The organism is Stenotrophomonas testudinis (assembly GCF_024499815.1).
Classification (GTDB): domain Bacteria; phylum Pseudomonadota; class Gammaproteobacteria; order Xanthomonadales; family Xanthomonadaceae; genus Stenotrophomonas.
The window spans coordinates 73,863-91,880 of the sequence record NZ_JAMOKY010000004.1 but is presented as its reverse complement, the minus strand read 5'-3'; the positions used below and the strand labels follow the sequence as shown (position 1 = coordinate 91,880).

Sequence of the window (18,018 nt, the reverse complement as noted above, 5' to 3'; positions counted from 1 at the left end):
GGACGATGGGTGATAGTTCGTCCTGAATATTTGATTTATCGTCCTATCTACTTAGATCGTCCACTCGCGGTCGGTGGTGAACATGATTGTCAGCCAGCGGTCCGGCGAGGCCTCGCCCAGCGCATCGCCGATCTCGTCGCGCAGCTGGTCCCACTCCACCAGCGGCCGCGGCGGGTCGTCCTCGCGGACCACGAAGAACAGCTCGATCTGCTCGCCACGGCCGACCTGGGCCACGTAGCTGCGGTGTTCGACAAAGCCATGCCGGGCCACGATGTCGCGCGCCACGGCATCCACGTGCGCCTGCAGTTCCGGCGGGGTCACCAGCAGGATCCCGGCCAGCGCGCGGCGCACCGTGCCCAGCGGCGCCACCATCACGAACAGGCAGACCACCGCCAGGATGGCCGGATCGATATAGGGCCCGACCCAGGCCAGCGACGTGCCCTGCACCAGCACGCCGCCCACGAACGCGACCACATAGCAGGCCGACATGCTGGCGGCGATCACCCAGTTCTTCGCGTCCAGGGCGATGAAATCCGAACCGATGCGGCGGTTGGCGCGCCACACGAACGCGCCGAACGCACTTTCCGCCAGCAGCGAGACCACACCGAACACGATGGCCGGGCCCAGCGCGATGTGGCGCCCGCCGGACATCAGCGCATCCACCGCATTGACCAGCGCGTACAGCGCCGCGCCGATCATCAGCAGGCCGCTCACCCCCAGCACGATCGGTTCCAGGTGCCAGAAGCCCATGGTGAAACGCTGGTTAAGCCGCGACTGCAGCGCATCGGTCTGCGTGGACAGCGCGATCAGGCGTGCCACCAGCAGCGACAGCCAGGTCATCACCACGTCGATCAGGCCGTAGATGCCATCGAAGATGATCAGCGAGGAATTGGCCAGCAGGCCGAACACCACGCCGGCCAGTGCAACCGCCAGCGAGAAGGCGATGGACAGGCGCAGCACGCCCTGTTCGGTGGCGGGGTCGAAGAAGCGGGGAGAGGGCAGGACCATGGCCCGATTGTAGGGCCGCGCCATGTCACCCGGCGTTCAACCGCCGCCCGCGCTACCCCTGCCGGGTCGCTTCCCGTAGACTGCGCGCCTCCCACGTACCGGCTCCCGACTGCAGTGATCACGCCACCCTGACCCTTGCCGCACCTCGGCAGCCGGCCCGCCCGGCTCAGGAACCCGTGTCTTTCCACTGCAGCGCCACGTGGCCCCACGCCCGTGCGCGCGGAGTTTTCCCATGCAAACGTCCTACCCCCTGCGCCAGCAATGGCTCGGCAACATCCGTGGTGATCTGCTGTCCGGCATGGTCGTAGCCCTGGCCCTGATTCCCGAGGCCATCGCCTTCTCGCTGATCGCCGGCGTCGACCCCAAGGTCGGCCTGTACGCCGCGTTCTCGATCGCCGTGGTCACCGCCATCGCCGGCGGCCGCCCCGGCATGATCTCCGCCGCCACCGGCGCAATGGCGCTGGTGATGGTCGACCTGGTCAAGGACCACGGCCTGCAGTACCTGTTCGCCGCCAGCATCCTGGCCGGCCTGCTGCAGGTGCTGGCCGGCGTGTTCAAGCTCGGCTCGCTGATGCGCTTCGTCTCGCGCTCGGTCATCACCGGCTTCGTCAACGCGCTGGCCATCCTCATCTTCCTGGCGCAGATGCCGGAACTGATCGGCCGCGGCCCCACTGTCTACGTGCTGTGTGCCGCCGCGCTGGCCATCATCTACCTGCTGCCGCGCATCACCCGCGCGGTGCCGTCGCCGCTGGTCGCCATCGTCGTGCTCACCGCCGTGGTCATCGGCTTCGGCGTGGACGTGCGCAGCGTCGGCGACATGGGCCAGCTGCCCGACAGCCTGCCGCACTTCCTCATTCCCGACGTGCCTCTCACCTGGGAAACGCTGCGCATCCTGCTGCCGGTGTCGGCCACGCTGGCCGTGGTCGGCCTGCTGGAATCGATGATGACTCTGCAGATCGTCGAGGACATCACCGAGACCCCCAGCGAGCGCAACCGCGAGTGCGTCGGCCAGGGCGTGGCCAACACGGTTACCGGCTTCCTCGGCGGCATGGCCGGCTGCGCGATGATCGGCCAGTCGGTCATCAACGTGACCTCCGGTGGCCGCGGCCGCCTGTCCTGCCTGGTGGCCGGCGCGCTGCTGCTGGTGCTGGTGGTGTACGGCAGCGACTTGGTGCGGCAGATCCCGATGGCGGCGCTGGTGGCGGTGATGATCATGGTCAGCATCGGCACCTTCAGCTGGCGCTCGCTGCGTGACCTGCGCACCCATCCGCGAAGCTCGTCCGCCGTGATGCTGCTGACCGTCGTGGTCACCGTGGCCACCCACGACCTGGCCAAGGGCGTGCTCAGCGGCGTGCTGCTGTCGGCGCTGTTCTTCGCCCGCAAGGTCGGCCGCATGCTGGATGTGCAGCGCGAAGACACTGCCGATACCCAGATCTACCGCGTGCGCGGCCAGGTGTTCTTCGCCTCGGCCGGCCAGCTCGGTGCGGCGTTTGATTACCAGCACGTGGCGCCGAAGGTGCAGATCGACCTGCGTGATGCCCATCTGTGGGACCTGACCGCAGTGGCGGCGCTGGAGCGCGCGCAGGAAAAGCTGGCCGGGCATGGTGCGCAGGTGACGGTGGTGGGCCTCAATGCCGCCAGCCAGACCCTGATCGAGCAGGTGGGCGGCGCGCGCGGCGGGCACTGAGGCACCGCGACGGCGCCCACACAATCTGAATCCGGTCAGGCACCTGAAACCCGGGCTGCCGTAGGATTGCCGGCGTGATGGGGACCGATGGACGGCCCCGCCGGGGCCAGCTTCTGCTGGCCCCACGCCAGGGAGATGCAGGTGATGCAGGCAATGCGCTTCCGTAAGCACATGACCCTGAACCGTCGACGCTGGACGGCGCTGATGCTGTGCATGGCACTGGGCGCGTGCCAGGCGCCTTCCTCCACGGCATCGACCGACACGCCATCGACCGAAGCAGCCGCCACCGCGCCCGCGCAGGCCGTGCTGCGGCCTGCATACAGCCAGTGCGTGCGGGACGCGCGTGGCATGGACGACCAGCTTGAAGCGTGCGACGCCAGCGAGCTGGCCTACCAGCGGAAGCAGATGGAGGCCGAGGTCGCGCGCCTCATGGGTGGCGCCGATGGTCCTGCCAAGGACCGCTGGATGGACGAGCAGGCGAACTGGGCCGAAGACACCGACATGCGTTGTTCACCGGCCAGCGACCACGTGGGACCGATGCTGGATGCACAGTCGTGCCGCATCAACCGGTATGCCAAACGCGCCGTCGAGCTTCGTTCGCGCGAGCTGGCGCCACACTTCAGTGATCCCGTTTCCAAGGAGAGATGAGCAATGCAGGCAATGATGCTGTTTACGTGCAACCGACGCCATCTACCCGCCAACGCGGCTGCATTCTTCCTTGCGCTGGTTACCAGCTTCGCCCTGACCGCCTGCGAGGACACAACGGGGGACGCGACGACGGCCGCAGCCCCTGCAGCATCGGCCCAGGCAGGCAACGCTGCCTCCGCAGCCCCGCCGGCAGCGCTCGCCGCACCCGGAGCGTCCACCTCGGCCGACGCCGATGCGGAAGACTTCCCGGCCCCGCGCCCGGATGACTCATACAACACGGCGACGCTGCGTCCGCAGTACGCGACCTGTGTGAATGCTTCCGGCGGCGCGACGCCCGCCCTGCAAGCCTGTGGCGATGAGGAACTGCGCTATCAGGAGGACCGGTTGGCGGCGGTTGTCGCAGAGCAGGTGGCCCGCCCGGACAGCAAGGCCAAGGATGACTGGATGGAGGCGCAGGCCGCGTGGTGGTCCGACACCAACCGTTACTGCACGTCGGACCCCGGTACCGAAGGCCAGGGCCAGATGCTGGACGCACAGTCCTGCCGCATCAACCGCGTGGCCAACCGCGTTGACCAGTTGAACGCTTCGACCGATCAACCCTGAGCCCCCTCTTCGAACCTCCAAACGCAAGGAGACCAGCAGCATGGACGTGGTGACCGACGCAAAGAAGGCGATGGACGGCTGGCACCGCGGCCAGACTTCCGCAAGCTACGAAACCAGCAATCGCGGCCCGGGCTGGATTTCCTCTGGAAAGGGCGACCATGGCGGCGTTTCCTATGGCACCTACCAGTTCGCCAGCGCAGTGGGCGGGGTGGACGAATACCTGGCGGGCTCGCGTTACGGCGCCGAATTCCGTGGCCTGACGCCGGCCACCCAGGCCTTCAACGATCGCTGGAAGGAGATCGCCGACCGGGACCCGGGTGCCTTCGGTCGCGACCAGCACAACTTCATCCAGCACCAGTACTACGACAAGCAGCTTGCGCGCCTGAAGGACGCAGGGGTGGATCTGCAGGGCCGTGGCCCCGCGGTGCAGGATGCCCTGTGGAGCACGTCGGTGCAGTACCGGAACATGACCCGCGGTGTCTTCGTCAACGGCCTGAAGGAGGCTTATGGCGATGGTTACAAGCTGTCTGAACTGAGTGATGAGCAGATCGTGCGCGCGGTGCAGGACTACAAGCACGACAACGTGCAAAGACACTTTGAGAGTTCACCCACGCAATGGAATGCGCTGCGCGAACGCACGCTCAATGAAAAGGCGGATCTGGTCGGGCTGGCGCGTTACGAGCAGGTCAGCCGCCATCCGCAGGATTACCAGGGCAAGACCTACGAACAGGCGTTCGGCGAACCGCTGCACCGTGCGCGGGGCAGCCATGCCGCGCGCCCAGCGATGGCCGACGGCGTGCTGGTGCAGGGCGAGCGGGGTGCCGAGGTGCAGGCCCTGCAGCAGAAGCTGGCGCAGGCCGGCTACACCGGCAAGGACGGCAAGGCGCTGAATCCCGATGGCGATTTCGGCGGCAATACCGAACACGCGGTGCGACAGTTCCAGAAGGCCCATGGGCTTGAGGAAGATGGCAAGGCCGGTCGCGATACGCTGGCCGCGCTGGGCGCTGGTACCCAGGCGCGAGCACCCGCGGGCGAGCGCAGCCACTCGCCGGCCCCGGCCTCGGCGGCCGCTGCTGCCTCCCCCGGTGGAGGCCGCATCACCGTGGTCGAACCGTATGGCAACGTCACCAGCAATCGTACGCTGGCCCACGGCATGAGCGGAGACGAGGCCTATCGCCTGCTGAAGATCCACCACCCCAACACCAACGCCGAAGCGGTGCGGACCGGCGATGCCAGCAAGGCCGATCGCCAGTCCGGCATGGTGGAAGGGGAGATGGAGAACATCCGCACCACCGGCGACAAGAACGGCATTCCGCTGGTGCGCAAGGACCTGATCCTGACCGACCGCCTGGCCAACCGCGATGTGATGATCCCCAACCCGGTGGCCGGCTACGTGGAGTTCCTGAAGGACCCCACCAACGGCATCCGCATCTACAGCCACCCGGCCGGCGATCCGCGTCGCGAGCTGGTTGGCCAGGTCATGCACGGTGCGGCTGGATCGTCGCCGTACAAGAACGGTGACTTCGTTGAATACGGCGCGCCGCTGGTCAAGCAGTCAAACGCCGGCACCAAGGCCGTGCACGCCCACATCGAGCTCGAGCCGGACCAGTACCGCCGCTACCTGGGCGACATGCTCAACGACCGCATCACCCTGGGCGGCACGGTGCACGCGCAGGGCCCTGCCGCCGCGCAGGCCGCGCGCAGTGCGCAGCAGGCGCCGATGGCCGACGGCATGCTGGTGAAGGGCGAGCGGGGGGATGAGGTCAAGGCGCTGCAGGGCAGGCTGGCCGCGCTGGGTTACACCGCCGCCGACGGCAAAGCGCTGGGCGCCGATGGCATCTTCGGCAAGGACACGCTGGCTGCGGTCAAGCAGTTCCAGGCCAACAACGGCCTGGACGATGACGGCAAGGCTGGCCGCCTGACGTTGGCGCGCCTGCAGGATCCGGCTGCAGTAAAGGCTGGCGCGCAGACCACCACCGCCCCGGCACGTGCCGAGCCGGTGGCACCTGCCACGCCCGCAACGCCCGCCAGCATGCGCGACGCCGGGCATGTCGAGAACCCGCGCTTCAACCAGGCGCTGGAGAAGCTGCAGGCGTTGCAGCAGCAGCGCGCACAGGCCGGGCTGAGCCCGCTGTTTGCCAACGCACAGGAAACCGAACGTGCCGCCGGCCAGCTGGCCTATGAGAGCAAGGTTGCCGGCATGCGCCAGATCGACCATGTGCTCGCGCGCCCGGATGGCACGGGCCTGTTCGCGGTGCAGGGCAACGTGGGCGACCCGGCTGCACAGCGCGCCTTCGTCGATCGCCAGCAGGCGGTGTCGCAGTCGGTGGAAGCCAGCACCCGGCAGAGTGCCGAGCTGGATAGCCAGTTCAACCCGCAGGTGCAGGCCCAGCAGGAAGACCAGGTGAAGGGGCGCGCGCTGTAAGGCTGCTGAAAAGACAGGCCCCGGGCTGTCCCGGGGCCTGTAGTGCGCTTACGCCATCATGGCCCGCGGGCCGTGCTGCTGGGTCTGCTGGTCGATCCGCTGCTGCTCGCGCTGCTGGTCGCTCACCTGCAGGGCGCGCTCGCTGTTTTCCTGCACGCTCTGGCCCATCGCCTCGGCCGTGGACACCGGTGCGGAATTGCGGTTCAACGCGCTTTCGTCGCGCATCGCATTGGCCTGCACGGCGCGCGCCATCGAGCCATCCTGGTTGAGCTCCACCCGGTCGATCTTCCACATCCCGGCCCGGGTCGCTTCCACGGTGAGAGCGGCGGCCAGCTTCTCGCTGTGTTCGCCGGACGGCAGCCCGCGCGCTTCCTCGGCGAATTTCACCTGCACCAGCGTCTCGGTGTACAGCCAGTTCTGCGGGCTTCGCGGGTCGGACATCGGGTACACCGTCTCGCGCGCCGGATCGGCGGCGGTCTGCTGTCCAGGGTTCTGGTTCTGGCCCTGGTTCTGACCCTGACCCTGCACCCGCTGCTGCATTTCGCTGGCCAGTGCCTGGCGGGTGTCCGCATCGGCGATGCCGGTGGCGGGCAGGCCGTGCTGCTGCTGGAACGTGTTGATGGCATGGCGGCTGCCAGCGCCCAGGTAGCCATCGCTGGCGATGGCCTGGCCCTTGGCATCGGTCAGCCCCAGCGCGGCCAGGTTGCCCTGCAGTTCGCGCGCTTCGCGGTCGATGGCGGTCAGCGTGTCACGGCCGGCCTTGCCGTCCACCGGGTCCAGGTTGTGTGCGCGCTGGAATTCCTCCACCGCCTGACGGGTGGTGGCATCGAAGCGGCGGTCGGGGTTCAGCGTCTGCTGGCCATCCGCGCTGGCAAAGCCGAGCGCCACCAGGTTGTTTTCCAGCTTCAGCACCTCGCGGCCGCTGGAGCCCTCCTTCAGCGTCTGCGAAGCGGCCTGCTGCCGCGGCGCGCCGATCTGGCCCAGCGCCACCTGGATGTCGGCATCGTTCTGCTCGCCGGCCGGCGAGAAGTCGCGGCTGCTCACCTTGGCGTGGGCGCGGTCCATCGCGTCCTTGTTGTTGGCGTAGGCATCCTCGTAGCGCACGGCGATGTCACCGGCCTTGGGCGCATCGAAATACTGGTAGGTCTCGCGGATCTGGCCGGCCTTGGCGCGCAGCGCCTCGTAGTCACCGCCTTCTTCCAGCACCTTCTGCAGCTTGGGCAGCTGGCTGGGCAGCTGGTTGGCGGTCTTGGCGATCAGGCTGATCGCTTCGAAGCGGTTTTCCTCGGCGATGTTGCTGCCATGCGTGTCCACCATCGTCATGCCGGTCTGGGTGGCGTTGCGCACCTGCGGGTAATCGATGTTGGCGTGGATCCACTGCTTGCCTTCGGCCGACCCCGCCCACGCGTTGATGCTGTCGCGGGTGTTGGTGTCGATGAATTCGATCGAGCTGCGCCCGCTGAGGCCATTGCCGTGGCTGAGCAGGTCGCGGCGCAGGTCGGCGTGGTCCTGGGTGAAGGGCAGGTTGTGCGCCTTGGCGTAGGCGCTGGCCTGGTCGATCACTGCATCGACATAGGTGGTCTCGCCCGGTTTCAGGGCGTGGCCGTCGATGGCGCCCAGCGCCCATTCGCCACGCTGGCCGAAGTCGACCTGGATCGCGCCCAGGCTGTAGCCGCTGTTCTGTGCGACCCGGCTGACGGTGCCCCAGTGCGGTTCGCTCACGCCCTGGGTGATGCCGGCGATGGCCAGGTGGTAGGACGCGGGGCCGCCCTCGGTGCCACGGCCGACCGCGAAGTACACCGCGCCGGAGGTGGCATCCAGGTCGTGGGTGTCGATATTGGTAGGCATTTTCTACATCCTTGTGCAGGGGGAGGGCATGCCCTCCCGAAGGTCAGTCCAGCAGCTGCAGGTAGGCCTGGAGCTGGTCGGCACGCGCGCTCAGGCGCATCGCGTCGTTCAATCCGCTCTGCAGGTTGCCCGGCTGCGAATCGTCGTACAGCGCGGTCTCCAGTTCGCCATCGCGGCTGCGCGACTGCAGCCAAGCGCGTTGCGCGTTCACCAGCTTGGTCTTCTTCGCGCCGCTCAGCTTGGCCTGCAGCTGTTTGTAGGCCTGGTTCAGGCGCTGGTCCTGGCGGGTGGTTTCCGACGACAGGCACGCGGCCTGCTCGATCGCACCTTGCGCCTTGTCCCTGCAGGCGGTGAAGGTCGGGCTCAGCCCGGTCGCGGCCGGTGCCGCGGTCGCCGTGCCAATGGCCAGGGCGGCCACGGCCAGTGCTGCGGCGAGGGTCCTGCTCATACGCTTGTGCTGCATCGTCTGCTCCACACGTCCAATCCATTGCGAGCGCGGGACTATAGCGGCGTCAACATTCCGACACCGTCAACGGAAGGCGACAACTGTGACCGGTTGCTCAGGATGATGGATCTGGATTGGCCTGGCCTTCAGGCAGGCGGCGCCGGTGCCGTCCCCGCAGCACCCGAGGCCCGCCCGGCGCCATTCAGCCGTCCGGTGTAAACTATTGATCTCACTGGTAATGCCAGTCTCCACGATCAACACCCCGATGACGTCCGCCACCGCCCGTTACGCTGATTCCCTACGCCTGTCCGTTGCCCCGATGATGGATTGGACGGACCGCCACTGCCGCGTGTTCCACCGCGTGCTGGCGCCGGGTGCCCGGCTGTACACCGAGATGGTGCACGCCAACGCCGTCATCCACGGTGACCGCGAGCGCCTGCTCGGCTTCGACGCCAGCGAACAGCCGCTCGCCCTGCAGCTGGGCGGCAGCGATCCGGCCCTGCTGGCGCAGGCCGCGCGCATTGCCGCCGACTGGGGCTACGACGAGGTCAACCTCAACTGTGGCTGCCCGTCCGACCGCGTGCAGGCCGGGCGTTTCGGTGCCTGCCTGATGCGCGAACCGGCGCTGGTGGCCGAGTGCGTGGCGGCGATGGTCGCAGCGGTGGACATCCCGGTGACGGTGAAGTGCCGCCTGGGCGTGGACGAGGACAACGAGTACGACGTGTTCGCCGGCTTCGTCGACCGCCAGGTCGCCGCCGGTGCCGCCATGGTCGTGGTACATGCGCGCAACGCCTGGCTGAAGGGCCTGTCGCCGAAGGAGAACCGCGAGGTTCCGCCGCTGAAGTACGACTGGGCCTACCGCCTCAAGCAGGCGCGCCCGGCGCTCCCGGTGGTCATCAACGGTGGCCTGGCCACGGTGGAAGCCGTGCAGGCCCAGGCCGCGCATGTCGATGGCGTCATGCTTGGCCGCGCCGCGTACCACGACCCCTACCTGCTGCATCAGCTGGAGGCGCTGCACACCGGCGCCGCGCTGCGCCCGCGTGGCGAACTGCTGCGCGCGATGCGCCCCTACATCGAGGCCCGCCTGGGCGAGGGCCTGGCCCTGAAGCACATCACCCGCCACCTGCTGGGCCTGTTCCACGGCCAGCCGGGCGGTCGCGCGTTCCGCCAGGTGCTGAGCGAAGGCGCACACCGCCCCGGCGCCGACTGGGCGCTGATCGAGCAGGCGCTGGCGGTCACCGAGCGCGAGGCCGATCGCGCCGCAGCGTGATTTCAGTCACATTCCTGACTTGACAAGGCCCATGGATTCGTCCCGAATGTTCACTTAGATGAACGACGCCGGAGAGCACCCGGAAAAGTTCAGATCGGATTCACCGCGCCAAACCAATCATTTGCAAAGGAAATGTAAAGGCCGGGTCTCGTATCCGGTGCTCCGGATTTACGACTTTTGAACGAATCGCCGTGCTCGGCTAGGATCGCATCGATGTCTTCCGCTCCCTTCCACCGCCGCATTGCCCTGGCCACCTGCGTGGTCCTGGCGGCTGCCCCCCTTTCTGCAGCGATGGCCCAGCAGCCACCGCGCGGTGGTGGCGGCGAGCCGCGTGCGGCCATGCGCGCGGAAATGATGGATCGTGGTGGCCGTGGCGACGACCGTTCGCTGTCCGATGCCGTGCGCCGGGTGCAGCGCTCCACCGGTGGCCACATCCTCGGCGCCGAGCGCGTGCCGTTCGATGGCCGGGACATCAACCGGGTCAAGTACATGGATGACCGGGGCCGGGTCCGCTACATGGACGACCCCGCCCCGGCACGTTCACAGCCGCGCACGCCGCGGTCGGATATGTCATCACTACGCGGCGATAACCCCTGAACAGGGATAGTTGCCGTAATACACCGTACCCACAGGCCTCCGGGCCACACCCAGGACACTAGGGAGAGTTCATGCGTATCCTTCTGGTCGAAGACGAAGCCCCGCTGCGTGAGACCCTGGCAGCCCGGCTCAAGCGCGAAGGTTTTGCCGTCGATGCTGCACAGGACGGCGAGGAAGGCCTCTACATGGGCCGCGAAGTACCGTTCGACGTCGGCATCATCGACCTGGGCCTGCCCAAGATGTCGGGCATGGAGCTGATCAAGGCTCTGCGCGACGAGGGCAAGAAGTTCCCGGTGCTGATCCTGACCGCGCGTTCGAGCTGGCAGGACAAGGTCGAAGGCCTCAAGCAGGGCGCCGACGATTACCTGGTCAAGCCGTTCCATGTGGAAGAGCTGCTGGCCCGCGTCAACGCGCTGCTGCGCCGCGCCGCCGGCTGGAGCAAGCCGACCCTGGAATGCGGTCCGGTTGCCCTGGACCTGGCAGCACAGACGGTCAGCGTCACCGGCAGCAATGTCGACCTGACCAGCTACGAGTACAAGGTGCTGGAATACCTGATGATGCATGCCGGTGAACTGGTCTCCAAGGCCGACCTCACCGAGCACATCTACCAGCAGGATTTCGACCGCGACTCGAACGTGCTGGAAGTCTTCATCGGCCGCCTGCGCAAGAAGCTGGACCCCGACGGCGAACTGAAGCCGATCGAGACCGTGCGTGGCCGCGGCTACCGTTTCGCGATCCCGCGCAACGAGGGCTGAGCCTTCCACAAGGCGATAAACGATGTCCGGCCGTCTGTGGTTCTTCCGACGCTGGCGGCCGCGCTCACTGCAGGCGCGCCAGCTGTTCGCCGCGTCCGTGGGTCTGGTCGCGTTCCTGGCCCTGGCCGGTTACGCGCTCGATGCCGCCTTCGCCGACACGGCGAAGGCGAACCTGCGTGAGCGCCTGAAGAACTACGCTACGGCCTACGCGGCCGGCATCGACTTCACTCGCGACCGCTCGCTGTACATCCGCGAGCAGCCGCCGGATCCGCGCTTCGACGTGCCCGGCAGTGGCCTGTACCTGCAGGTGGTGATGCCGGACGGCAAGGGCAATTCGATGTCCGCCGAAGGCCCGATGCTGCCCACGGTGGGAGGCGGCCTGCTGGCCCCGCGCCAGGAAGTGTTCGAAGGCCCGCTGCCGATGATCCAGATCGACGGCAGCCAGGGCTCGGTCTACCGCTACGGTCTGGGCCTGGTGTGGGATGCCGACGCCGACCCCGCCACCGAATTCCCGTACACCATCTACGTGATGGAAGACTCGCGCGCGCTGGGCGCGCAGCTGCGCGTGTTCCGCAGCCGGGTCTGGTTCTACCTGGGCGGCATCGGCCTGATCCTGCTGCTGCTGCAGACGGTCATCCTGCAGTGGAGCCTGCGCCCGTTGCGCCGGGTCATCACCGAGCTGACCAAGGTGCAGCGCGGCGAGACCGAGCGCATGAGCGAGCGCCACCCGCGCGAGCTGGAGCCGCTGACCGACAGCATCAACGCCTTCATCGAGAGCGAGCGCGAGAACCTCGAGCGCCAGCGCAACACCCTGGCCGACCTGGCGCACAGCCTGAAGACGCCGATCGCCGTGCTTCGCACGCAGATGGACAGCGGTGCCGGCGATGGCGCCCTGCGCGAGGAACTGGACGTGCAGCTGCAGCGCATGAACAATCTGGTGTCCTACCAGCTGGCGCGCGCCGCCTCTTCGGGCCACAAGCTGTTCTCCGCACCGCTGCCGGTGGAATCCAACGCCGAGGAAATCGTGCGTGGCCTGGAGAAGGTCTACGCGTCGAAGGGCGTGCTCTGCGAATTCGACATCGACCCGGCCGCGCGTTTCCACGGCGAACCGGGCGACCTGCAGGAACTGCTGGGCAACCTGCTGGAAAACGCCTTCAAGTGGGCCAAGCGCCGCGTGCTGCTGACCGCGCAGCCGCTGCCGGCACCGAACGCGCGCCGCGCCGGCCTGCTGCTGGCGGTGGACGACGATGGCCCGGGCATCGCCCCGGAAGACATCGGCAAGGTGCTGCAGCGTGGCGTGCGCGGCGACGAACGCGTGCAGGGCCACGGCATCGGCCTGTCGATCGTGCAGGACCTGATCAAGGATTACCGCGGCGAACTGCTGGTCGCCCGCTCCAGCGAACTGGGTGGCGCGCGCTTCGAAGTGCGCCTGCCGCCAGGGCCGTAACGATCCGGCAATCCGATCCGCCGGGCATGGCCCGGCGCTACCGCTGCTCTGTAGAGTCGAGCCATGCTCGACTGCTTTCAGCCGGCGGCTCACCATAGAACCGCCGCAGGTGCGCGGCCACCTCCGGCAGCGCCTGCGCCAGCACCTCCGGCGCGGAGAAGTGGTACTCGCTGGCCACGGCGAAGAACTCTTCCGGCGCTTCGGCGGCATAAGGGTCGATCAGCGTTTCCTCGCCAGCATCCACCTGCGCGCAGAACGCATCGTAGGACTGCTGGAAGGCCGCCGCCCATTCGCGCTGCCACGCACGCGGCAACGGCGGCGTGCCGTCCATCGCGCCATCCAGTGCATCCAGCTTGTGCACCATCTCGTGCACGGCCACGCAGTAGCCTTCGTGCGGTTCGGCCAGGTCGGCCTGCACGTCGGCCCAGGACAGGATCAATGGCCCGCTGTCCCACGACTCGCCAATCAGTTCGTCATCCCATTCGTGCAGCACGCCGGCTGCATCCATGTGGCTGCGATGCACACGGAAGGCATCGGGGTAGACGATCAGCTGCGACCAGCCTTCCAGCCCGACCTCGCCGAATTCCAGCAGCGGCAGGCAGCACAGCGCGGCCAACAGCACGCCGTCGGCCACCTGCAGCTGCAGGTCGCCAATCGGGGTGATGGTTTTCTCATGCAGGAAGCGGGTGGCCAGCACGCGCAGACGCGCACGGCGCGCATCGTCCAGGCCCCGCAGCCAGGCGGCGCGGCCGCAGGCTTCATTCCACATCGCATCTTCGATGGGCCGCGGCGCAGGCCGCAGCCACTGCAGCAACGACTTGATCAGCGGAACATACCCGGCAGGTAGCTGTGCCACTTCGGTGCGCGGATGCGCTGCAGCACATCGTCATCGCTGCCGCCGCCACCGCTGCTGGTCGCGCTGCTCGCCGCCGGGCGCACCGGTGCCGGCTTGGCCGCGGTGGCCGAAGCGGTGGTGGTCGAAGCACGCTGCGAAGCGGCATCCGGGGTGGAGTACACACAGCCCCCACGGCTGTCGTCCAGCGATGCTGTTGCCGAGGCCGCGAAGGGCATCGCCAGCAGGATCAGGCAATGGGCATAGTGGCGCATTGACGACATCCAGGTTGAGGGAGGGTGAGTTCCCGATTCTAGCCCGAACCCGGCCCTGGATTGGAAGCCCCTCCCCCGGCACCCCGCGGGCGTCGCTGGCGGCTTTCCCGCATAATTCCGTTCTGACCTTGTGGAAGCTGCCGTGGACGATCGCCAATTGCTGGCCAAACTCGCTGCCGGTCGCCTGTCCGGCGACGCCCTGGCCCGTGAGCTGGGCCAGACCCGGGCGGCCATATGGAAGCGTATTCAAGGACTTAGAGCTGCCGGTGTGGACATCGAAGGCCGTGCAGGCGAGGGCTACGGCCTGAGCCAGCCGCTGGAGCTGCTGGACCCGGCGGCCATCCGCGCGCACCTGCCCGACGACGCCGTGGCCCTCCTGCATGACCTGCAGGTGGCCTGGACGGTGGATTCCACCAATGCCGAATTGCTGCAGTGCAGCGCGCCGCAGCGCGGCGTTTGCGTCCTGCTGGCCGAGCGCCAGACCGGCGGTCGCGGTCGTCGTGGCCGCAGCTGGGCCTCGCCGCTGGCCGCCCACGTCTACCTGTCGGTATTGCGCCTGTTCTCCGGTGGCCTGGGACGCCTGGCCGGCCTCAGCCTGGTGGCCGGCGTCGCCGTGGCCGAGGCGCTCCACGACCTGGGCTACACCCAGGCGCAGCTGAAGTGGCCCAACGACGTGCTGGTGGACGGGCGCAAGCTGGTCGGCCTGCTGGCCGAGGGCGGAGGCGAATATGCCGGCCCGGCACGCGCGGTCATCGGCATCGGCATCAACGTGCACATGCCGCCGGCCTTCGCCGAACAGATCACCCAGCCCTGGGTCGACCTGGACACCCTGGCCGGCAGCCATGTCGACCGCAACGTGGTGGTGGCCGCCGTGCTGGCGCGCCTGCTGCCGGCGCTGGACGTGTTCGACCGCGAGGGCCTGGCCCCGTTCCTGCCGCGCTATGCCGCCTTCGACATGCTGGCCGGCCGCGAGGTGCGCGTGGAGCTGGAAGGCCAATGGCAGCACGGCACCGCGCTGGGCCTGGCCGATGACGGCGCCCTGCGCGTACGCATCGATGGCCACGAGCGCCTGCTGCATGCCGGCGAAGTGAGCGTGAGGAAGGCATGAGCGATTGGTTGTTCGACCTCGGCAATTCGCGCTTCAAGTTCGCTCCGTTGCAGGGTGACCGTGCCGGTGATGTGCAGGCCTGGGCGCATGGCGCCGAAGGCATGGCCGCGCAGCCGCCGCACAGCCTGCCCACGGGCGGCACCGCCTTCGTTGCCAGCGTGGCCGCACCGTCGCTGACCACCGCCATGCTGCAGCAGCTGCAGGCCCGCTTCGGCGATGTGCGCGTGGTGCGCACCAGTGCCGAATGCGCAGGCGTGCGCATTGCCTACGCCAAGCCGGAAAAATTCGGCGTCGATCGTTTCCTCGCACTGCTGGCCGCGGCTACCGCACGGCGTCCGGTGCTGGTGGTGGGCGTGGGTACCGCGCTGACCATCGATCTGCTCGACGCCGACGGCCAGCACCACGGCGGCCGCATTTCCGCCTCGCCCACCACCATGCGTGAGGCGCTGCATGCGCGCGCGGTGCAGTTGCCGGCCAGTGGTGGCGACTACAGCGAATTTGCCAACGACACCGCCGACGCGCTGGCCTCCGGCTGTGATGGCGCCGCCGTGGCCCTGGTCGAACGCAGTGCGCGCCAGGCGCAGGCGCTGCTGGGCGTGGCTCCCGCACTGCTGGTGCATGGCGGCGGCGCACCGGCATTGATGCCGTTGCTGGACGGCGCCGATTACCACCCGTCGCTGGTGCTGGACGGCCTCGCCCGCTGGGCGGTGCACCAGCCCGCAGGCTAGTATCGGCAGCATGCTGACCCGTGCCCTGATCGTCGTGCTGGCCATCCTCAACGTAGGCGTCGCCAGCTGGTGGCTGCTGCGCAGTGAACCCGCGCCGGCCACGCCACCCCAGCCCGCCACCGGCGTGGCCGAACTGCGCTGGCTGCCGGGCGGCACCGATGCCGCTGCCGTGGCGCAGACCGCCGCCACCACCGCGCCGACCGAGGCGCTGCAGGAGCGTGAGGCTGCGCCCAGCGCCGCCGTGGCCGCCACCGAGGCACCGGCAACCACGCCGCCCGCCGAGGCCGCCCCGTCTGCGGAGGCCGCGCCTGCCGTGGCCGCTGCCGAAAAACCGGCCGAGCCCGTGGTCGAGAAGCCCGTCGTGGAGAAGCCTGCCGCCCCGCCGCGCTGCGTCGCCCTCGGGCCGTTTGCCGACCGTGCCGCGGCCGTGGCCGCACAGGGCCGTGCCGGCAAGCTGCTGGCCCCGGCGCGCCTGCGCGAACAGCCCGCCGCCAGCGGCAGCACCCGCTACCGCGTGCTACTGCCGGCCGCTGCCAGCCGCGAAGACGCCCAGGCCATGGTCAAGCGCATCGTCGCTGCCGGCCTCAGCGATTACTACATCATCAGCCAGGGTGAAGAGAGCAATGCCATCGCCCTGGGCCAGTACCGCAACCGCGAAGGCGCCGAGCGCCGCATCGCGGCCGTGCAGGCGGCCGGGTTCCAGCCGCGCCTGGTGGCCAGCGGCGATGCCGGGCAGTGGTGGCTGGAAGGGCAGCTGGCTGCCGGCAGCGAACCGGCGCAGGCGCAGCAGCGCAGCGGTGCCGCGCAGCAGCGGTCGCTGGAATGCACGCGACTGCGCTAGAATCGCCCCACCACGGCGCTGCCGCCGGTGAAGCCCCCATGCCGCTTTAGCTCAGTTGGTAGAGCAACTGTCTTGTAAACAGTAGGTCATCCGTTCGATTCGGATAAGCGGCACCATCCTCCGATCCACTGGCATCCACGGATGTCCACGGTGCACAATCAACCCGCTGAAATGGCGGGTTTTTTTGCTTTTCTGCCCCCGGCCGTCCATGAGCATCCACCCAGACTGGGTGTGCAATTGGGGGTACATGGGGATTCAAGCAAGAGAGATAGGACGATGTGCCCCCAACGGCCCATAAGTCGTTGACGGATATCGCTGCAAGTAACGCAAAGGGCAAAGAGAAGCCCTACAAGCTTGCGACAGGAGCAGGGCGCTACCTGCAGGTCATGTCCAGTGGGAATCGCTACTGGCGAATGAAGTGCCGCCATGCGGGCAAAGAGAACTTGCTCTCCATCGGGGTCTACCCGGAGGTGACTCTGAAAGAGGCGTGTGGCAGGCGCGACGGCGCGCGTGCGCAGCTGCGAGACGGGAAGGATCCTTCTGAGGAGAAGCAGCTTGGAAAGCTGCGAGTGGATGCTCGAGACATACGCGTTCCCATGGCTGGGCAAGCGCGCAATTGAAGACATCAGCACTGCAGAGGTTCTGTCAGTTCTTCGCCGGCTTGAGGCTCAGGACAAGATTGAGTCGACCCAACGACTGCGCTGCGTAGGCTGGGCTACGGGACAGACGACATGACAGGTCACGGATTCCGGAGCATGGCGTCCACGCTTCTGCACGAAATGGGGTGGACGTCGGATGCGATTGAGCGGCAATTGGCTCATGCGGAGCGGAATCCAATCAAAGCAGCTTACAACTGTGCTGAGCATCTTCCGGAGCGGCGGCGAATGATGCAGGCATGGGCTGACTACCTGGACAAGCTGAAGAGTGGAAAAGCGAAGCCAGTGCTGCGAGCAGTTGCTTAAGTACGCCAGATGGTATGTGGCCCGTAGTCAAGAGCGTCCATCGCGCTTATCCGCCGGTCTACCGGTGGCTTTGCCGACCCGGATGTTCGCTTTCGGCCACACCCCAACACAGCCCAGGCCTGGTTCCCATGTCGGAGAAGCATGACCGCGGCCTCTCTGGCTTGGATGCCTACTACACAGGCATCCAGGCGCTTGACGAAAATCCTTGGCGTCGACGCAGCCGCCCGTATCTGGAAATGGAAGCATTGGGAGAGACTGTGCTGGAAAGAATCAGACTGTTCCTCAACCTGGAAAACATCTTCAACGTCCGCTAGAGCATCCACAACCCGACGCCTTGGCCTCGCCGCGCCGACGATGGCCAGTGGACCTTGGATGTATGACCGCTGGAAGAGGTTGTGGTGGATGGTGGTGTTGGGATGACGTCCTAGGGTGTGGCCCCGCCCGGAGCGGCGACGTCTGCTTTCGGCCAGAAGCGGACGTCCACCGGATCTGCCTGCCAGTCATCCTCGTCGCGCCGACTGGCGATGCTCGCGACTTTC

General features: G+C 67.6%; 19 protein-coding genes, 1 tRNA gene and 1 pseudogene. 16 read left to right on the top strand and 5 right to left on the bottom strand.

The features are described from left to right. Nucleotides 1-51 precede the first annotated feature (51 nt). Nucleotides 52-1,032 (bottom strand): cation diffusion facilitator family transporter, encoded by a 981-nt coding sequence (locus tag NQ204_RS04170; protein WP_488192339.1) that lies wholly within the window; start codon nucleotides 1,030-1,032, stop codon nucleotides 52-54. 208 nt (nucleotides 1,033-1,240) lie between these two features. On the opposite strand from NQ204_RS04170, the gene NQ204_RS04165 reads away from it, so the two are divergent. The 4 genes from NQ204_RS04165 to NQ204_RS04150 all read left to right on the top strand — a co-directional run bounded on the left by NQ204_RS04165 (nucleotide 1,241) and on the right by NQ204_RS04150 (nucleotide 6,371). Beyond that, entirely contained in the window at nucleotides 1,241-2,695 is a 1,455-nt protein-coding gene (locus tag NQ204_RS04165) for a SulP family inorganic anion transporter (protein ID WP_256643158.1), read from the top strand. 87 nt (nucleotides 2,696-2,782) lie between these two features. Further along, the gene (locus NQ204_RS04160; RefSeq protein ID WP_256643157.1) at nucleotides 2,783-3,343 is read left to right on the top strand and encodes a lysozyme inhibitor LprI family protein; all 561 of its coding nucleotides are present in this window, start codon (nucleotides 2,783-2,785) and stop codon (nucleotides 3,341-3,343) included. 3 nt (nucleotides 3,344-3,346) lie between these two features. After that, nucleotides 3,347-3,946, top strand: a complete 600-nt coding sequence (locus NQ204_RS04155) for a lysozyme inhibitor LprI family protein (protein ID WP_256643156.1) — start codon at nucleotides 3,347-3,349, stop codon at nucleotides 3,944-3,946. Between the two features lie 40 nt (nucleotides 3,947-3,986). Next, the gene (locus NQ204_RS04150) at nucleotides 3,987-6,371 is read left to right on the top strand and encodes a VgrG-related protein (RefSeq protein ID WP_256643155.1); all 2,385 of its coding nucleotides are present in this window, start codon (nucleotides 3,987-3,989) and stop codon (nucleotides 6,369-6,371) included. Between the two features lie 48 nt (nucleotides 6,372-6,419). On the opposite strand, the gene NQ204_RS04145 is transcribed toward NQ204_RS04150, so the two are convergent. Both NQ204_RS04145 and NQ204_RS04140 read right to left on the bottom strand, forming a co-directional pair. After that, nucleotides 6,420-8,219, bottom strand: a complete 1,800-nt coding sequence (locus tag NQ204_RS04145) for a peptidoglycan-binding domain-containing protein (RefSeq protein WP_256643154.1) — start codon at nucleotides 8,217-8,219, stop codon at nucleotides 6,420-6,422. 43 nt (nucleotides 8,220-8,262) lie between these two features. Beyond that, nucleotides 8,263-8,667, bottom strand: coding sequence for a lysozyme inhibitor LprI family protein (locus tag NQ204_RS04140; protein ID WP_256643153.1), 405 nt, complete (start codon nucleotides 8,665-8,667; stop codon nucleotides 8,263-8,265). Nucleotides 8,668-8,902: 235 nt separating this feature from the next. Here NQ204_RS04140 and dusA point away from each other — a divergent pair, with 235 nt between their 5' ends. From dusA to NQ204_RS04120, 4 genes are all read left to right on the top strand, one after another. Beyond that, nucleotides 8,903-9,934 carry a tRNA dihydrouridine(20/20a) synthase DusA gene (dusA, locus tag NQ204_RS04135; protein ID WP_256643152.1) on the top strand — a complete coding sequence of 344 codons (1,032 nt, stop codon included), beginning with the start codon at nucleotides 8,903-8,905 and terminating at the stop codon, nucleotides 9,932-9,934. A 213-nt stretch (nucleotides 9,935-10,147) separates the two neighbouring features. Beyond that, nucleotides 10,148-10,531 carry a hypothetical protein gene (locus tag NQ204_RS04130; RefSeq protein ID WP_164073701.1) on the top strand — a complete coding sequence of 128 codons (384 nt, stop codon included), beginning with the start codon at nucleotides 10,148-10,150 and terminating at the stop codon, nucleotides 10,529-10,531. A gap of 71 nt (nucleotides 10,532-10,602) precedes the next feature. Then, a complete protein-coding gene (locus NQ204_RS04125; RefSeq protein ID WP_079224892.1) occupies nucleotides 10,603-11,286 on the top strand; it encodes a response regulator transcription factor in 684 nt (227 codons plus the stop codon). Between the two features lie 22 nt (nucleotides 11,287-11,308). Then, nucleotides 11,309-12,733 (top strand): ATP-binding protein, encoded by a 1,425-nt coding sequence (locus tag NQ204_RS04120; protein ID WP_079224893.1) that lies wholly within the window; start codon nucleotides 11,309-11,311, stop codon nucleotides 12,731-12,733. A gap of 37 nt (nucleotides 12,734-12,770) precedes the next feature. On the opposite strand, the gene NQ204_RS04115 is transcribed toward NQ204_RS04120, so the two are convergent. Continuing rightward, nucleotides 12,771-13,589, bottom strand: coding sequence for a M90 family metallopeptidase (locus tag NQ204_RS04115; protein ID WP_243402737.1), 819 nt, complete (start codon nucleotides 13,587-13,589; stop codon nucleotides 12,771-12,773). Continuing rightward, nucleotides 13,556-13,840, bottom strand: coding sequence for a hypothetical protein (locus tag NQ204_RS04110; RefSeq protein ID WP_116864393.1), 285 nt, complete (start codon nucleotides 13,838-13,840; stop codon nucleotides 13,556-13,558). Before NQ204_RS04110 ends, NQ204_RS04115 begins: the two co-directional genes overlap by 34 nt. Before the next feature lie 142 nt (nucleotides 13,841-13,982). On the opposite strand from NQ204_RS04110, the gene birA reads away from it, so the two are divergent. From birA to NQ204_RS04075, 8 genes and pseudogenes are all read left to right on the top strand, one after another. Next, complete coding sequence (gene birA / locus NQ204_RS04105) at nucleotides 13,983-14,948, top strand: bifunctional biotin--[acetyl-CoA-carboxylase] ligase/biotin operon repressor BirA (protein WP_256643151.1); 966 nt, start codon at nucleotides 13,983-13,985, stop codon at nucleotides 14,946-14,948. Then, nucleotides 14,945-15,676: a type III pantothenate kinase gene (locus NQ204_RS04100; protein ID WP_108767424.1), complete on the top strand. Its 732-nt coding sequence runs from the start codon at nucleotides 14,945-14,947 to the stop codon at nucleotides 15,674-15,676. Before birA ends, NQ204_RS04100 begins: the two co-directional genes overlap by 4 nt. Nucleotides 15,677-15,686: 10 nt before the next feature. Beyond that, on the top strand, nucleotides 15,687-16,517 hold the full coding sequence (locus NQ204_RS04095; RefSeq protein ID WP_256643150.1) for an SPOR domain-containing protein: 831 nt from the start codon (nucleotides 15,687-15,689) through the stop codon (nucleotides 16,515-16,517). A 40-nt stretch (nucleotides 16,518-16,557) separates the two neighbouring features. Next, nucleotides 16,558-16,633 (top strand) — tRNA-Thr (locus NQ204_RS04090). A gap of 162 nt (nucleotides 16,634-16,795) precedes the next feature. Further along, nucleotides 16,796-17,137 (top strand): Arm DNA-binding domain-containing protein, encoded by a 342-nt coding sequence (locus tag NQ204_RS04085; protein ID WP_256643149.1) that lies wholly within the window; start codon nucleotides 16,796-16,798, stop codon nucleotides 17,135-17,137. After that, on the top strand, nucleotides 17,091-17,252 hold the full coding sequence (locus NQ204_RS19655; protein WP_488192338.1) for a phage integrase central domain-containing protein: 162 nt from the start codon (nucleotides 17,091-17,093) through the stop codon (nucleotides 17,250-17,252). Before NQ204_RS04085 ends, NQ204_RS19655 begins: the two co-directional genes overlap by 47 nt. Continuing rightward, a pseudogene (locus NQ204_RS04080) lies at nucleotides 17,216-17,479 on the top strand (tyrosine-type recombinase/integrase); the annotation flags it as partial. The gene NQ204_RS19655 and the pseudogene NQ204_RS04080, both read left to right, overlap by 37 nt. Before the next feature lie 128 nt (nucleotides 17,480-17,607). After that, nucleotides 17,608-17,793, top strand: a complete 186-nt coding sequence (locus NQ204_RS04075; RefSeq protein ID WP_116863149.1) for a hypothetical protein — start codon at nucleotides 17,608-17,610, stop codon at nucleotides 17,791-17,793. Nucleotides 17,794-18,018: the final 225 nt, after the last annotated feature.

Excerpts from the sequence above, each read along its gene's own strand:
- dusA (WP_256643152.1), top strand. The coding sequence starts at position 8,903 with ATGCCAGTCTCCACGATCAACACCCCGATGACGTCCGCCACCGCCCGT.
- NQ204_RS04075 (WP_116863149.1), top strand. The coding sequence starts at position 17,608 with ATGTCGGAGAAGCATGACCGCGGCCTCTCTGGCTTGGATGCCTACTAC.
- NQ204_RS04095 (WP_256643150.1), top strand. The coding sequence starts at position 15,687 with ATGCTGACCCGTGCCCTGATCGTCGTGCTGGCCATCCTCAACGTAGGC.
- NQ204_RS04155 (WP_256643156.1), top strand. The coding sequence starts at position 3,347 with ATGCAGGCAATGATGCTGTTTACGTGCAACCGACGCCATCTACCCGCC.
- NQ204_RS04125 (WP_079224892.1), top strand. The coding sequence starts at position 10,603 with ATGCGTATCCTTCTGGTCGAAGACGAAGCCCCGCTGCGTGAGACCCTG.
- NQ204_RS04100 (WP_108767424.1), top strand. The coding sequence starts at position 14,945 with ATGAGCGATTGGTTGTTCGACCTCGGCAATTCGCGCTTCAAGTTCGCT.
- NQ204_RS04140 (WP_256643153.1), bottom strand. The coding sequence starts at position 8,667 with ATGAGCAGGACCCTCGCCGCAGCACTGGCCGTGGCCGCCCTGGCCATT.
- NQ204_RS04145 (WP_256643154.1), bottom strand. The coding sequence starts at position 8,219 with ATGCCTACCAATATCGACACCCACGACCTGGATGCCACCTCCGGCGCG.
- NQ204_RS04120 (WP_079224893.1), top strand. The coding sequence starts at position 11,309 with ATGTCCGGCCGTCTGTGGTTCTTCCGACGCTGGCGGCCGCGCTCACTG.
- NQ204_RS04150 (WP_256643155.1), top strand. The coding sequence starts at position 3,987 with ATGGACGTGGTGACCGACGCAAAGAAGGCGATGGACGGCTGGCACCGC.
- NQ204_RS04110 (WP_116864393.1), bottom strand. The coding sequence starts at position 13,840 with ATGCGCCACTATGCCCATTGCCTGATCCTGCTGGCGATGCCCTTCGCG.
- NQ204_RS04160 (WP_256643157.1), top strand. The coding sequence starts at position 2,783 with ATGGACGGCCCCGCCGGGGCCAGCTTCTGCTGGCCCCACGCCAGGGAG.
- NQ204_RS04170 (WP_488192339.1), bottom strand. The coding sequence starts at position 1,032 with ATGGCGCGGCCCTACAATCGGGCCATGGTCCTGCCCTCTCCCCGCTTC.
- NQ204_RS04130 (WP_164073701.1), top strand. The coding sequence starts at position 10,148 with ATGTCTTCCGCTCCCTTCCACCGCCGCATTGCCCTGGCCACCTGCGTG.
- NQ204_RS04165 (WP_256643158.1), top strand. The coding sequence starts at position 1,241 with ATGCAAACGTCCTACCCCCTGCGCCAGCAATGGCTCGGCAACATCCGT.
- NQ204_RS19655 (WP_488192338.1), top strand. The coding sequence starts at position 17,091 with ATGCTCGAGACATACGCGTTCCCATGGCTGGGCAAGCGCGCAATTGAA.